The sequence below is a fragment of the Paenibacillus solani genome (assembly GCF_050475945.1).
GTDB classification, from domain to species: Bacteria; Bacillota; Bacilli; order Paenibacillales; family Paenibacillaceae; genus Paenibacillus_AQ; species Paenibacillus_AQ solani_A.
Genome location: NZ_JBCMXJ010000005.1, coordinates 1,073,550 through 1,089,465, shown reverse-complemented (window position 1 = coordinate 1,089,465; position 15,916 = coordinate 1,073,550). Strand labels below are relative to the sequence as shown.

Here is a 15,916-nt window from a genome sequence, read left to right as displayed (position 1 = left end):
GTATTTGGGGATATCGAACCTATAGGAGGATTACTGTGAAGATTCATTTTTTGGGCACCGCTGCCGCTGAAGGATTTCCGGCGCTATTTTGCCGCTGTGAGCATTGCTTAAAGGCTAGGCAGGCAGGTGCACAGAATATTCGAACTCGCAGTTCAGTTATCATTGATGATGAGCTAAAGGTGGACTTTCCGCCGGATACTCTTCTTCACGTGCTGCGTGATGGAATTGATCTTGGCCTAGTCAAGGATCTGTTTGTTACACATTCCCATTCCGATCATCTCCGGGCAGAGGACTTGGCGATGAGACTTCCCGTGTATGCGCATGGCCTGGATCATCCGCTCAGGGTATATGGGCATGACAATGTAATTCGTATCTGCAGGGGGGCTGCAGGGAATGAAGATTCGTCCAGAGTTTCATTTCGCCGGATTGTTCCTTTTCAAACCGTGGATACGGGTTCAGCGAAGGTAACCGCGCTGCCAGCCAATCACGATCCGAATGAGACCTGCCTTTTGTACCTGATCGAGAAGAACGGCAAGCGGCTTTTTTACGGCCACGATACGGGGCTCCTCCCGGATGAAACATGGGAATGGATCGAGCGGACCCAGCTTGATGCCGTGATTCTTGACTGTACGAACGGACTGCTTCCGTTTACAGGCGGTCATCTGAACATTGAAGCCGTGCTGGATATCCGGAACCGGCTGTTAGAGAGGGGAACGCTGTATAAGGATGGAACCGTCGTGGTGACTCATTTCTCCCATAACATTGGCCTGCTGCATCAGGATTTGACCGAGATTTTTGACCCGTACAACATCAAAGTCGCTTATGATGGCATGATCATTCATTTGTAGTCTGTTAGGCCTGGGATAGACCGTTACTTTAGCGAGGGCGGTCTATTCTATTTTCATGGAAGTTTGGGGATAGAGGGTTCAGTGAAGCGAGTTAAATTTTATCTATTTGCAGTATTTGTTGGACCTTGTTGGGTGCATTATTAACCGGCTTTTACCATTTTGAAGTGAGCTATAGACAAGGAGCTATGACGCACTCAAACGGTATAGTTTTATGAGCTCATATGATATCGTATCCAGACATGTCATGAGCTTGTTGTCAGTTCGCAAAACTTCTTGTTTGGAAGGTATTTACGAAGTACAGCAACTTGCGTAACATGGAAGTATTCACGAAGTTCGTGAATATGGAGTTATCCCAAATCTCTACAAGAAAAGAATAAGGAGAAGAGTAGATGGCAAGAGGAATTAGTTTTGAAATTCCAAATGAATACGGAAGATTTCTCGAAGATATTTTAAAACCTTTTAAAGTAGAAGATCATAATTGGTGGATTGGTGGGGAAGAGTCATACATTATACTGGATGGCGAACTAGATGCACTTTTTTCAGGGTTAATTGAATGTATGGATGGTGAAACACTAAGAAACGTTATAAAGAACAACGATTATTATTTAATATTCCAAGACCTTAAAGCTTTTCCTAAAGGCAGTCAACCAATTGAAATAAAAACTTACGATGATTTTCTCAGAAGTAACTGCGAATTGGCATTATTAGTTGTAGATAGTTCTTATACAACAATCTATTGCAAAAATGCCGAGTTAGTAGAAGGGATGTATTCTAACGCAAAAAAACAGGCCTATACAAATATAAAATACATAACTGACGAGAATGATTTCAGAACAAGCCTTTCTGTATGGTAGGAAAGAATTAATGCAAGTAAATCAGGAAGGCAGAGACATCGGATAACATTACATTCCTACTTCGTCGCTGACGCTCCTTGGTCGCCAAGAGGGATATCGGAGAGGCTTATTCAGGCGACACATTCAACCAGCTAAGTCTATCGACCCGGCAACTTTGTTGCCTTAAGCTGCTTGAACGTCAGGAATGCGGGAACGTAATGCCCATTACCAGTAATTATTAAAGATAATATTTAAGGAGATAATTTATGAAAGGTAAGATACTCTTATTATTTTTTATTACGATAGTGTTTTCATCTTGTCAAAATATTAGTCAACCTGATGTAGTGAGTACAGGTAATGGAACAGAATCGAAAGAAATAACTGAAGGTCGATCAGATCATTCTAACAATGAAGTGTTATCCATGAGCATTGGGAACTATGAATTGAAAGGAGAATTTTATGATGAAATGCTTCGAAATCCTATAGATCATGATTATGAAGTGGAATTTAATGAATTTCAAAATTCCAAAGAGATTAATACAACATTGGGATGGGGGGCGTTGGAAGGCAAATATACAGAGATTTGGGATAAAGAGTTGAATCAAATATATAAAAAGCTTCGTTCTAAGTTGGATAGAGAACCAAGAGAAGCACTAATTGAATCGCAGAAAGAATGGTTAAAGTATCACTTAAGGGAAACAAAATTTGTAGAGAAGACATTTATTGATAATGGTTACCTTGGATCACGAGGATCGGTAAGCCTAGCCACGGATATAAAGGAGAGAATAAGGGAAAGAACAATGCAATTATTTGAATATCGATATTTGCTAGATGGTGAAGTTGAGTTTTTATACCAAAGTAAAAAATAGAGTTGGAATCTTGTTCAAAGGTTTTTAGGCGATGCTTCGAAGACAGTAACGGCGCATAACACTGTATTCACGCTGCTGCGATACCACCCCTTGGTTGTCAGATGTATAATCATGGAAGAACACTCAGACAACAAAGACCCAGCCTGAGATAAGAGCTATCTAAGGCTGGGTCGTTTCGTGAATACAAGAACGTTAGACGAAAGATCACTATACATCAACCACTTCACATCAATAATGATTGATTTTTGGAGGTACAATGAAGGAAGAAATTTTTAAATACCTAAATGATAATTTCCCCGAATTTTGGAGTGACATAAATGTTAGATTTGAATTAGGCGAACCATATCGGAATGGCTCCAATAGACGGATTAAACAAGTGAATAAGAGAGTAACAACTATATTTGAGCAAGTGTTCAAAGATAGTGATGAAATTGTTCTATATATTAAAGACTGGGGAAATAAAGAAGATATTATGTTTGGTAATACCACACCTTATTATATTTATGAACTGTTGAAAGATAAGTCCATGGAAGAGGAAACTTTGTTTGAATTAGATGAGGATGAAGATGATGAAGGAAATTCGATTCAAATAAAACGAGAGTTTCAAGTGAAATTACTTTTAGGGATGGTTTCTTCGTTTCCATATAAGAAGATACTCGAAGGAATATGTAATTATGAACAAGGCAAAGAACCTTCTATTGGTCAAAGCGTTTATTTCATTAATAGAGATAAAAACATTGTATTTCATATGTATGATGATCGAGGGTGTATTATATGCGCTAGATCAAAAGATGATTTAGAAAAGCTATATATTGATTATAATCATTGGATTGTTGATTACTGGAGAGAATATTTTGATAGAATATTCAAAGAAGAGTGACCCCTCGTCAAACAGATAAGAGCTATCTAAGGCCGGGGCGCGTCATAGATGCGGGAAACGTTATGCCAAACCAGTGCGAGAAAGGAAAATTAAATTGATTACTTTAAGACTTACTAAAGATTTATTAAAAGACATGAAAGCGATTCCTAAAGAAGACATCAATATGTCGTTGCTCTTAAGCTGGCATGTGAATATTTACAATTTGAACAAACGTAAACACATCGTCGTTGTAAATGATTTAACCAGATTAGCTGTGATCATTGATGGAATAAGAACAGGACAATTAGAGCGACTGAAAGAAAAATTCTTAGTAACTCTTCGAGAATATTTACTCCTAGAAGGAGTGAAAGAGAGTCAGATAAATACATATTTAGAGTTTGGTGAGAACATTATTATCTCAAAGACAAGTAGTAGAAGTGTACTCGGAACGATGAAGGAAGTTACGTTTTTTACTGAAGATGACTTTCAAGATAATCATGAACGATTGAAATGGCTGAACAGAATGATTTATAAACCAATAGATTACAAGGAACCAATAGAATTATTTAAAGAAGCAATCAAAAATCCAAAGAATAACAACACTGAGTGAAAGAAAACTCAGGAAGGCACTAGCATCGCATAACATCATATTCACGCTGCGGAGCTACCATCTCTTGGTTGTCAGATGTATAATCATGGAAGGAGATCAGACAACAAACGCCTCAGCCTAAGATAAGAGCTATCTAAGGCTGAGGCGTTTCGTAGATACCCAAACGTTATAGGAAATCAGCGCAAATTATACAATGATCAGGAAGGGGAAAGTAAACCTTCTCTGGTCTCATATTAGCATCAAGTGTTATAGATTTTGGGGTAGGTGACTTTAATGAAAGATGAGCTAACATACTCACAGTTCCTAGCATTTGATAATATTACTCAGTATGCCAGAGCCCGAAAAATGGAAGCCCAAAACTCACTAATTGAAGTTCTCCAGATGTCAAATATTTCATGGGACACCTTTGAAGATGCTCGTACTAAGATATTTTTGAATGCAAGGGTAGCGTTGCATTTTCATCCTGACCGACCAAACGCGAACAATAAAAGTGTGGCTGAATCATTGCTTCAGCAGGGATTATATAAAAGTCAGTTCGAAACTCAAATCTCGAATGGGAGTGTATCTGCCTATCCTGGCGGTGCTAGGGATCTTTGGGAGAAAAAGTTGTTTTGTGGTGCTTACCAGTTGGATGGAGTGACCGATAGTCAACGCCCCAAGTATGGGGCGCTCAATCTAATGTTACACCCAGATGGACCGGCCCCTCGTTTTGGATCATGTTACTTTCTTCTAGAACCAAAGGTGTCATATCGCTGTACATACACATATTTGGACTCACACCAAGATCCAAAGGAAAAAGGCACTTATAAAGAGTTTGATGCTATATTAGCAGCTATCTTTAAAGATGCTTTTTTTCGAAATGATGCGATAGGTGAAAAGAATCTGACTCCGAAGAAGTTGATCGATCATTTACTGCTTAATCTTGAACGACCATTAAAGGATCCTTCTAATCATAAATCCAATCGAAATCTTAATCACTATATTGAAGCCCAGGTTCATGGAGATATTTCGTTAAGGGAAGACGTTGAAGTTCTTGTTGCAGACCCTTCGTTCAAAGGTACTTACATAGGAGCATTATTTGAACAAATATGTTTAAAGTATTCGATTGAACTTTATTGGCATATGGGATTCGCTATGCACGTTGATGAAATACCTTCAGATTTTAGGGGACCAACCATGCCTTCCTTAGCAAAGCGGATAGCAGTAAATGGTTATATTTATGCAAGTGTCATAGGGGAAGCCGTCAAAGATTTGAGACGTAATCCGGAATTATGGAAAGATCGAGGAAGCTATGAGGAAGTCCTTCAGGAATTAAAATACATGTGGCATATATTGGTTCGTTTTGGTCGCCCATTTGTACAGAAACAATAATATAACAATTCATTTGGAGTAAGTCATTCGAAGAAGGAGCTGACATCCTATAAGAATATGTTCACGCATCGGCGGACAAGCAGCCTTGGTCCCGGAAGATAAGTCGACGAAGCGATTGCAGGGACACATCTGCACCACCCAATTGCATCGCGGCCAGTCACTTCGTTCCTTTAGGGTGGTGGGACGTCGTGAACCCCCAAACGTTAGCCGAAATACACCGAAAACCCCGCGCATCCGTGCGCGGATATTTTAAATAAAAATATTAAGGATGACGAGAAGTGACATTATCTAAGAGAGGTTTAGAGTATCTTGCTAAATGTAAATGGAAAGACTCTGTGAAAGACGAAAAAGAAATATTAAAAGCTTTTGAGGCTCTAAAAATTCAACCTACATTCACACTTATTGATTTTCAAAAGAGATTTGGGGGGTATGTAGAGTATGCATATTTGGAGCCGATTGCGTTTGGTATTCTCCAAGAGGAACCTTGTCGAGGAGACTTTGTTAATGAGAAGGGTCTTATTATCATTGAACCTGAAGATGATATCATTGTGCGTCATTATGTTTGTGCAGATACATTATACCAGGAGACATTTTCGATTGACGAGCAGGGTAGATTCTATCTAGGATATGAGATCCAATGCAATAACTTTGAGACACATATTGAAGAAGCAGCTATATTGAAAGTGTTAAATAAAGAAAAATGGGATACGGTTTTTGAATATGAATTAGATATAAGGACTAGAGATACATATGATATTATCGATGATTATAAATATAGGGAATTATGTAAGTATTTCGGATTAAAGAAAATTGAGGACTTTCCAGACGATATAATTAGTTTCGATAGAAACGATAATTACTTGGTTTGGAGACTCTCAAATTCAGTAAAAGTTTTAAGTAAACAGGGTATTGGCAAAAGTGATCTCGAAGCTATGAATAAAATATTTAGTATAAGCTAGGTATACTTAGGGAGCGCCATCCGTGGCGCTCTCTGAACAAAGAAGCGGTGTACCTCAGCTAACAACATATCTACACCGCGTCGCGTTCGCTCCTTGGTCTGCCCGAAGCTTTTTTAAGGAAGTTGAATCAGGCAGACAACCCTGCAAGGCTAAGTGGCGAAGCCACCCGACGCTAAAGCACCTTAAGCCTCTCGGGTTCGTGAATGCATAAACGTTATACCAAACCAGTGCAAGTGCGTGACTAAGATCAAACATCTAATGATCAAGAAAGAGGTGTTAAAAGATGAAAGACATTTATTTAATTCTTGAGGGAGAAAGGGTAAAACTGATACCAGCTTCTCATGAACATATAGAAGACTTGTTCAAAGTGAGTCTTAACAAAGAGCTTTGGAGATACAGTCCATCATCTATCAATACATTCGAAGATATGACTACTACAATGGATACCTGGATGAGATTAAAGCAACAGGGACTAAGATATCCTTTTTTAATAATTGATAAGTTATCAAACGAAATTGTTGGTAGTACAAGTTACTTAGATATCTCAGTACCATTTAAAAAACTCGAGATTGGAGGGACATGGCTAGACCCCAAGGTATGGAGAACCAAAATAAATACAGAGTGTAAGTACTTATTGCTGAAATACGGATTCGAAGACTTAAATTATAATCGAATACAATTAAAAACAGATAAAAGAAATGAAAAGTCAAATCAAGCAATTATCCGAATAGGGGCTCGGTTTGAAGGGACTTTGAGGGAAGACATGATATTACACGATGGACATTCCAGAGATACTAATGTTTATAGTGTCTTGAGATCTGAATGGAAAGAAATCAAAGTTAAATTACTTGAATATTTAAATAAAGAATACATTTGATTGTAATTCAATGAGATCACTGGATTCGTATAACATCCTGTTCACGGTGAAGCCATGGAAGTGAAAGATGCACTGACGATTATGTTCCTATTTGGATCATTCATTCTTGCACTTTTAACTTACATTAATAATAACAACAAGAGAAAGTAAAAACCCACCCTAAGATTGACCGCCGAAGGTGGGTTTCCGATCGTAATTGACTAAGAAGGGATTACCCATCCAAGCCAATTGTATTTTGAAAAGATGTATCAAAGAACTAATTGAATAAAAAATAATGTAGAAAAGACATATAAGCAGATAATGAAAGTACTTCGAAGAGGGCATCGCCATCAGATAACATCGTATCTACACTGCGGGCGTTTCGGCCCTTGGTTTGCAGAGTCTTTTCAAAGAAGTGGAATCAGCAGATAACCCTGCACTGGCTAAGTCCGTTGGACCCGGGGCTTGCACCCCTTAAGCCAGCGAGGGTTCGTGAATACAACAACGTTATATGACATGGGGGGAGAGTGCGATTTTAAATAATCTAAAGAGTAGAAGAACATTTATTATCCTCATACTTGTTACAGGCACATTATATTTTTTTCTAGGTGATATGAATAGTTTCATGAGTAAGTCAAAGTTAAATAAAGAAATTCAAGTAAAACAAATCTCCAGCACCGAGATGTGCAAAGCACAATACACTAGAAAAGGACCAGCTGCATATATCGATTGGATAAGAGTAGAATTAGATCAAAATGAAATTAATAACATTGTTAATTGGGTTAATTCAGTACCTGATTCAGATATTATAGAGTTGAAACAAATACCATCAAACACAAGCATTAGCGCAGGGATTGTTTTTAGATTAAAGACCAGAAAAGAAATAAGAATTCAATATGATCTTGAAAAGATTTATATAACAAGAACAAATATAAGGACTGGCCAAGTCATTTATACAATCAAGCAAGAAGGCTTAAAGAATTTCTTTGATAAACAACTCAAAGGTTTTTATTTTGGAGAAGATAAGGTGGAAAAATCTTGAAGGCAACTCAAGAAGCCCTCCCCACATCATAAAACATTGTATTTACGCTGCGGAACTTACGTCTCTTGATCGTCCGATGTATAATTATGGGCATAATCAGACGACACACGAGCCGGCCTAAGATAAGAGTTATCTAAGGCCGGCTCACGTCGTCAATACGGGGACGTTATGTGGAAGTGCGAAGTTCTGAAATAAATCATGTTGAAAGAAGGTTCTTACATGAATAAGAGACTGAGTAATCTATCAATAATATTAATCGTACTTCAAATACTTTTAGGGATAGGAGCAATATTTGGTGGAATAGCATTTATTATCGATCCAAGTGGAGAATTGATGGGTATGTCCCGCTCGCAGTTAGAACATTCTACTTTTCATAATTATCTTATACCTGGAATCTTATTGATTTGCGCATTAGGAATAATTCCTTTCATAATCGCTTCAGGCCTACTCAGAAAGTGGAAATGGAAAATGGCCGACAGACTTAATATATTTCCGGATAAACATTGGTCATGGACATTTTCATTATATTCTGGATTTGAATTAATCATTTGGATTACAATTCAGATTTATATTCTGAATATGTTTTCAATAATTCATTTGATTTATATAATATTTGGATTAACTATACAAGTAGTAACTTTATTACCAAAGGTTCAAAAACAGTATTCAATTTAAGACTTGTCGGATAGATGAATGAATTTTGTGGGCAACTCAATGCACCATCAGATAACAACGTATTCACACTGCAGGCCTTGCGGCCCTTAGTCCGCCCGAGGAAATACGGATGAGCTAAATCAGGCGAACAACCCTTCGAGGTTAACTGCGCAAGCGTAGCCGGCAGCTACGCTGCCTTAAGCCTCTCGGGTTCGTAGATACAAGAACGTTATACGAAATAACCTGAAGGGAATGATTAAATGCCATCTCATGAGTTCATAGTTGGTGAAGCACAGTTTTTATTAGCTCATGTGTTATGGAATGAAAATGGAGTTCAGATAAATGGACTTGAGTTTACGCCTCAGGCATCAATAGATGATGAGCTGATTAATTACTTCAATGATTCATTGGACTGGATCAAATCAAGAGGTCCTAGTGAGTCCTTTTCGGGAAATGGATTAGATCGATATGGATATACAATTATTCAAGGGACAGAGAGTCTAAATACTTTTAAGAATATTATCACTTCTTGGAGGGATTTATTTAGTAACGCACCTAAAGATATTATTCTAACTGGGAATTATGGTTGGGAAGTAGACTCTGATGTTGGAAGATATGAAAAGATTCCATTTAATAGGACTGAATTAATAGAATCGCTAAACAAATTAATAGAAGTTATAGAAAATGCCCTAGAAACAAATCAATGTGTAATACATTTAGGGATTTAACAAAAAAATACTGATCTCTAGCATATTTCAATGAAGCCGGTTACTTTGTAAAAGATAATGTTTGCGCATTTGGCATTCGCCCTCGGTTCAGGAGAAGTATTTTGACAGGGAAACATAGTCATCTGGACACATCAAACTCCGTCGGACGACGAGAACAACGTTATACGACAGTCTCTTAATGTTTTAAAGAAAGGACATTTCAAATGAAGATCAGAACTGTTTCACTATGCCTAATAAGAAAGGGTCAACAACTATTAGTCGTAGAAACATATGATAAAGCAGTAAACAAGCTTTTTATAGACCAGTTGGAGGAACTGTTAAGTATGGTGAGAACAGTAATGAAACAATAATTAGAGAAGTGAATGAAGAAATAAATGCTGAGATAGAGGACACGAAATTACTTTTCGTTATAGAGAATATATTTACTTATTTGGATGATATAGGGCATGAAGTGGACTTCATATATGAATCAAGTTTTGTGGATAGGAGCTTATATAGTAGAGATTAAATAGAAGGCATTGAAGGATCAATTCCCTATAAAGCTGTTTGGAAATCAATTTCTGACTTCCTGAATAATACTCAAGAGAAGTTAGTTCCAGATGGTTTGCTAGACTTATTATTATCGAATCAATCGGAGAGAACAAGCAGAGTGGAACACACTAGAACCAAATAAACATAGGAAACGAAATAAATATATTAATCAAGTTGAATGATACTAAAAGGTAATTAAAGTATAATGTAGATATCCCTCATAAACAAAGGAGAACTGAAAATGAGAAAACTCGTTCTATTTCTGCACGCATCGCTTGACGGTTTTGTAGAAGGGCCGAACGGTGAAATGGACATTGGCTGGGTTTCCTACGATGCTGATTTGGAGAAACACGCGCGAGAAATTCTGAGTACTGCCGACACTGTCATTTGGGGACGCGGGACTTATCAGATGATGCACAGTTACTGGCCTTCTGTTCCTTCGAACCCATCAGCTTCGGAGTATGAACGGAATCATGCAGAGTGGATCGAAAAGACAACCAAAATCGTTTTTTCCACGACGCTGGAGAAAGTCGAATGGAATAATTCCAGACTCGTGAAAGAAGATGTCGAGGAAGAGATCAAGAACCTCAAACAGCAGCCAGGCAAGGATATGGTCATCCTCGGCAGTCCTAGGTTGGCACACTATCTTATGCAGCTTGATTTAATTGATGAGTTTAAAATTACAGTTTCTCCCGTCCTGATTGGCAGCGGATTGCCGTTATTCCAAGGTCTCAAGGAGAAGATCAATCTTAAACTTATCGAAAACAAAAGCTTTGATTCTGGAGCCTTAGGTCTCGTTTATCAGAGGGTAAGATGACCTTGTCATTTAAGGTGATTCGGTAACGGAAGACAATTCATTAAGTTCTAAAGAAGGAAGTGCTCCATGTTTAAAGCTATTAATCTTGCAGTACGATTTCTTTTAGAACTAGTTATACTGTTTGCGCTAGGTTATTGGGGATTTCATTTTGATTCTAATTTAATAATTCAAATTGTTTTAGGAGTTGGATTGCCACTGATTATTGCAATAATCTGGGGGAAGACCATATCACCGAAAGCGACAATTAGGTTGCCAATGATAGGGATCATAGGAATTGAATTATTGATCTTTGGAACCGCATTTCTATGTTTACTAAGTGAGGGATTCAAAGCCTTTGCCTTTATCTTCATAATAGTTTCATTAGTGAATAGATACATTATTATAAAGTTCAATCAAGGGGTTGATTAACTCCATACATAAAATAGAATCATAATAAAGGTCAAGAATCAGCAGCAAGCTCATGCGATCGGCATGGGCTTGCTATTTTTTTGGAATGGTTCCGTAAAACAGTAGCTATGAGCACTATTGTGAAAGTTCTTTACTTGCATTTCCATATATAGGTCAAAATAATTCACCGGAAGGCAAAAATTAACCCTGCTCTAACCTCCTCTCTCCGTTTTATCATGGAAAAAGATTATGGAAAGCGATTTCAAATTCTGGGAGGAGGAATATTTTTGAAAGCGCTGTACAAAAGAATATCCGTGGTTTTGGTTGTATGTATGACATTGAATTTGCTGCCGGTACTTCCGACTTGGTCGACGAACGCGGCGAATGCGAGCGACTCGGGAGACAATCTTGTTCCTAATGGGGGATTTGAGCTTGTCGGATCAACGGGGAACGCATCCTGGATAGATGGGATTCAACCGCAAGGGTGGGGCGCGTGGCTTGCTAAGGGACAAGGCAAAGTATCTGTTAGTGATGCCGTTTACTATTCCGGAGACTACTCGGTACAGATCGAGCATCTGAGCGCGATAGACCGGACAGGACTTAGTCTGGATGTGCCGATTGTCGGCGGAGCTACATATGAATTCAGCGCCCGAATCAAAACGACTGATGTTGTATCGAGCGGCGGTGTATTTGTGAGAACGAATTTTTATAAAAGCATTGCAGGGGTGGATAACAGCTCAAAGACCGAAAAAGTCGGAGACGGCCCTTCGACCGCGAAGCTGGACGGAACCAACGATTGGACATTGAAGGAAGCGGTATTGTCGGCACCGGCCGAATCGAACTATGTCCGAATCGAACCGTTTTTTGAAACGGGAACGGGGATCGCTTGGTTTGATGATGTGACAATAAAATCGCGCCAAGGGATAATCGGGCTGTCTTTGGAACCGAAATTGCTTTCCCTGGAAAAAGGCCAAACGGCAGCGTTAACTCCAACCTACATGCCGGAAGACGCATCGGATCAACCCGTCGTGTGGAGTTCTTCCGATTCGACGATTGCGTCGGTGGATGACGGAACCGTGACTGCGCTTGATTATGGAACCGCTATCATTACCGTGACGACGTCGGACGGTCTGGTCAGCGCCCAATCTTACGTAACCGTGGAGTCTGCGGCAACGCTGACCGGTTATGACGAGTTAAGGTTGAAATGGTATGACAAACTCATCGGCGGAGCTTCCATGGACTCGTCTGACCCAGATGTGGCTGCTTATATCCAGTCATTATCGGATAAAGTGTCCCACGCTGGAGGCACCGGGATTTGGGATCGGATGAACAACATGCCGGATGCAGGTGCGCTATGGGATGATGTTATCAATCAGAGCAATACCGATTCGGCCCGAATTACACGAGCGTACGGGATGATCAGGGATATGGCGCTTGCCTATTCGACCAAGGGCACTGCTGTGTACCATAATGAGGCCCTGCGTGACGATATCCTCGCGGCTTTGAAATGGATGCATACTTACCAATATAACCAAAGCAAGAACAGTGTCCCGAACTGGTGGGATTGGGAGATCGGAACGCCGCAAGCGATCATGGACATTCTCGTGCTGATGTATGAAGACATACCCGCAGAGCAAGTTGAGAAATACTTGAATGTCATTGATAGATTCGTTCCAGATCCGACAAAAAGAGTGCAGAATGCAGGCGTCACAGAAACGGGCGCAAACCTGCTTGATAAAGCGCTGGTCGTTGTGCTGCGCGGCATTGTCGGCAAAAACGGATCGAAGATCGAACAAGGCCAACATGCGATGCCCGGGGAATTCCAATATGCGAAGAGCGGTGACGGGATTTATGAAGACGGCTCTTTAATCCAGCATTCCAACATTGCTTATACGGGAGCCTATGGCAGCGTATTGATCGGACGTATGGCCGATTTAATGTATTTGTTCAACTCTTCCTCATGGGAGCTAGACGATCCAAACGCAGGAAATGTATATGAGTGGGTGGAGGATTCGTTCGAGGCCTTGATCTACAAAGGGGCAATCATGGACATGGTGAAGGGGCGCAGCATCTCCCGTGAGACAGACTCCGATCATCTAACAGGCCGTGCAATTATTCGCACGCTGGCACGGTTAGCCGAGGGAGCCCCGCCGGAGAAAGCCGCCCAGATGAAGAGTATGATTAAGGAATGGGTATTATCCGATACGACATTCCCGAGCTATTACGAAAATATGCCGATATATGAAATGAATTTGATTAAGGCCATTGTAGGCGACGCTGCGATCCAGCCGCGCGGAGAGCTGGTGAAGCATCAGAATTTCGCTGCGATGGATCGGGTCGTTCATCTGCGTCCGGGCTTCGGCTTCGGACTCAGCATGTTCTCCGACCGGATCTCGGCTTTTGAATTCGGTAATAACGAGAACATAAAAGGCTGGTACACCGGAATCGGGATGACTGCCTTATATAATAACGATTTATCTCAATACAGCAATCAATATTGGCCAACGGTGGATATGTACCGCTTGCCGGGAACGACAACAGACGGCTATGCTCCGGCTCCGAAAGATTGGGCTGCTTATTACAATTCGAAAACCTGGGTCGGCGGTTCGGTTATGGACGGACAGTACGGCGCGGCAGGGATGAGTTTTGCACTGGATAAAAGTACGGGCAGCAAACTAAGCGGCAAAAAATCATGGTTTATGTTCGATGATGAGATTGTCGCGCTAGGCTCAGGAATTGCAAGCACGGACAACCGTAAAGTGGAGACGATTGTGGAGAATCGTCAATTGACAGATAGCGGCTCGAATAAGCTTACGGTGGACGGCCAAGTGAAATCTGACGCCCTCGGATGGGAGGAGCCGATGAAAGGGATCGGTTGGGCTCATTTAGAAGGAAATGTGGCCGGCTCCGACATCGGGTATTATTTTCCGAACAAAGCTGACATCACAGGGAAACGCGAAGCGAGAACGGGCTCCTGGAGAGAGATCAATGGCGGAGGCTCGTCCACTCCGGTGACGAAAAACTATCTTAGCTTGGCGTTCGATCACGGTACTGCACAGCAGAATGGCTCTTATGCCTATGTTCTATTGCCGAACAAGGATAGTGCAGCGACTGAGCATTACAACCAGCAACCCGATATTCAAGTATTGAGCCAGACGAACAAAGTTCATGCTGTCCAAGAGAAGAAGCTGGGCATTACCGCATTCAACTTCTGGGAAGCAGATCGTTTGGAATTTGTTCGAGCGTATCAACCTTCATCGATTATGGTCAAGGAACAGGGCGATCAATTGACCATCGCGGTTTCCGATCCGACCCAGAAGCAAGAGAAAGTGACGGTAGATCTCGGCAAAGCCGTGTTGCAGGAAATTACGAAGGACCCTTCCGTTACGGTGATCCAAACATCGCCTTATCTCAAATTGGAAATTGACACGAAAGGCGCGATAGGAACAACCCAAACGATTCAATTCCAATATGATCCAAGCCAAACGCTGGAGTTGGATGGTCCTGCTACAGAACCGGGCCAAGAGGAAATAGTCACTGTATACGTAGCTGAAGACGCTTATGTAAACGCCGGCACTAAAGCTGGCCAAAACTTCGGCGGCGTCGGTTATCTCAATGTAAAGAACGGCGTCAACGACTACTTGCGCAAAACATTCCTGAAATACGATTTGAGCGGACTTTCCGGTGAAATTGAGTCGGTGAAACTACATGTTTATGGTAAGAAGAACGACACCCGGGGAGTGACGGAGAGCATTGGCGCATATGAAGTAGGGAGCAATGTTTGGACAGAAAATACGCTCACTTGGAATAACATGCCTCAAGTTGGAAGTTTAATCGATAAAGTGCCTTTTAACGCAGATAATCAATGGCGCCAATTTGACCTTACCGCTTACGCCAAAGCGCGGATGGCCGAAGATAAGCAATTGAGCATTGCGCTCCAAGGCGAAACCGATTTGACGGTAGAGGTGAGAAGCAAAGAAAACGAGGGCGGGATTTACAAGTCGTATTTGGAAGTGACCATGAAACCCGCAGTTCCGGTGAAGGGCGTTCAATTAAACAAGGAGCAAGCGGCTCTCACCGTTGGTGGCAGCGTGAATCTGGAGGCGACCATCGTTCCGGAAAATGCGACGAACACCAATGTAGCGTGGACCATCGACCACAGCGATATCGCAGAGTTGAAGACGGAAAGCCGCCAGGCGACGATCACCGCATTGAAACCAGGCCGCGTGCAAGTGACCGTAACGACCGAGGAGGGCGCATTTGTTGCAACCTGCCTCATTAACATTACGCTTACGAGTACCATCGGCGATCTGAATGGGGACGGCAGCATTGGAGTTGGCGATTTGGCGGTCGCCTCCGCTCATTTTGGCAAGACGTCCGGTAGTCCAGATTGGGATTTGATTATGGCAGCCGATATCAACGGCAATGGTACCATTGATGAAGATGATTTGAAGTGGTATGCCGAAATAATGATCGCGGAGTAAGAAAATTGTGTTCTTATCAAGGGGATAGGTCTGAATGACTTTTTAGCGACTGTTTGAATTTAGCGAAG

15 protein-coding genes and 1 pseudogene are annotated in these 15,916 nt (G+C 41.1%); all 16 read left to right on the top strand.

The genetic code is table 11. The features are described 5' to 3' along the window. Positions 1–35: 35 nt before the first annotated feature. The 16 genes and pseudogenes from ABEQ74_RS07035 to ABEQ74_RS06960 all read left to right on the top strand — a co-directional run bounded on the left by ABEQ74_RS07035 (position 36) and on the right by ABEQ74_RS06960 (position 15,848). Positions 36–848, top strand: a complete 813-nt coding sequence (locus ABEQ74_RS07035) for an MBL fold metallo-hydrolase (protein WP_430120784.1) — start codon at positions 36–38, stop codon at positions 846–848. Positions 849–1,237: 389 nt separating this feature from the next. After that, on the top strand, positions 1,238–1,702 hold the full coding sequence (locus ABEQ74_RS07030) for a DUF2691 family protein (protein WP_430120782.1): 465 nt from the start codon (positions 1,238–1,240) through the stop codon (positions 1,700–1,702). A gap of 245 nt (positions 1,703–1,947) precedes the next feature. After that, the gene (locus tag ABEQ74_RS07025) at positions 1,948–2,550 is read left to right on the top strand and encodes a lysozyme inhibitor LprI family protein (RefSeq protein ID WP_430120780.1); all 603 of its coding nucleotides are present in this window, start codon (positions 1,948–1,950) and stop codon (positions 2,548–2,550) included. 256 nt (positions 2,551–2,806) lie between these two features. Beyond that, entirely contained in the window at positions 2,807–3,430 is a 624-nt protein-coding gene (locus ABEQ74_RS07020) for a DUF3885 domain-containing protein (protein WP_430120778.1), read from the top strand. A 94-nt stretch (positions 3,431–3,524) separates the two neighbouring features. Then, positions 3,525–4,019 carry a DUF6933 domain-containing protein gene (locus ABEQ74_RS07015; protein WP_430120776.1) on the top strand — a complete coding sequence of 165 codons (495 nt, stop codon included), beginning with the start codon at positions 3,525–3,527 and terminating at the stop codon, positions 4,017–4,019. Between the two features lie 273 nt (positions 4,020–4,292). Continuing rightward, a complete protein-coding gene (locus ABEQ74_RS07010) occupies positions 4,293–5,390 on the top strand; it encodes a DUF3626 domain-containing protein (protein WP_430120774.1) in 1,098 nt (365 codons plus the stop codon). Between the two features lie 278 nt (positions 5,391–5,668). Further along, positions 5,669–6,349, top strand: a complete 681-nt coding sequence (locus tag ABEQ74_RS07005; protein ID WP_430120772.1) for a hypothetical protein — start codon at positions 5,669–5,671, stop codon at positions 6,347–6,349. A gap of 283 nt (positions 6,350–6,632) precedes the next feature. Beyond that, positions 6,633–7,226, top strand: coding sequence for a GNAT family N-acetyltransferase (locus ABEQ74_RS07000; RefSeq protein ID WP_430120770.1), 594 nt, complete (start codon positions 6,633–6,635; stop codon positions 7,224–7,226). Positions 7,227–7,280: 54 nt separating this feature from the next. After that, on the top strand, positions 7,281–7,376 hold the full coding sequence (locus tag ABEQ74_RS06995) for a putative holin-like toxin (RefSeq protein ID WP_227011709.1): 96 nt from the start codon (positions 7,281–7,283) through the stop codon (positions 7,374–7,376). Between the two features lie 454 nt (positions 7,377–7,830). After that, the gene (locus ABEQ74_RS06990) at positions 7,831–8,247 is read left to right on the top strand and encodes a hypothetical protein (protein ID WP_430120768.1); all 417 of its coding nucleotides are present in this window, start codon (positions 7,831–7,833) and stop codon (positions 8,245–8,247) included. 219 nt (positions 8,248–8,466) lie between these two features. Further along, positions 8,467–8,922: a hypothetical protein gene (locus tag ABEQ74_RS06985; protein ID WP_430120766.1), complete on the top strand. Its 456-nt coding sequence runs from the start codon at positions 8,467–8,469 to the stop codon at positions 8,920–8,922. Between the two features lie 239 nt (positions 8,923–9,161). Then, the gene (locus ABEQ74_RS06980; RefSeq protein WP_430120764.1) at positions 9,162–9,629 is read left to right on the top strand and encodes a hypothetical protein; all 468 of its coding nucleotides are present in this window, start codon (positions 9,162–9,164) and stop codon (positions 9,627–9,629) included. A gap of 313 nt (positions 9,630–9,942) precedes the next feature. Further along, positions 9,943–10,137, top strand: a pseudogene (locus tag ABEQ74_RS06975) (NUDIX domain-containing protein); the annotation flags it as partial. Between the two features lie 264 nt (positions 10,138–10,401). Then, positions 10,402–10,977: a dihydrofolate reductase family protein gene (locus tag ABEQ74_RS06970; protein ID WP_430120762.1), complete on the top strand. Its 576-nt coding sequence runs from the start codon at positions 10,402–10,404 to the stop codon at positions 10,975–10,977. A gap of 66 nt (positions 10,978–11,043) precedes the next feature. After that, positions 11,044–11,385, top strand: coding sequence for a YrdB family protein (locus ABEQ74_RS06965; RefSeq protein ID WP_430120760.1), 342 nt, complete (start codon positions 11,044–11,046; stop codon positions 11,383–11,385). Positions 11,386–11,651: 266 nt separating this feature from the next. After that, complete coding sequence (locus ABEQ74_RS06960) at positions 11,652–15,848, top strand: polysaccharide lyase family 8 super-sandwich domain-containing protein (RefSeq protein WP_430120758.1); 4,197 nt, start codon at positions 11,652–11,654, stop codon at positions 15,846–15,848. Positions 15,849–15,916 lie beyond the last annotated feature (68 nt).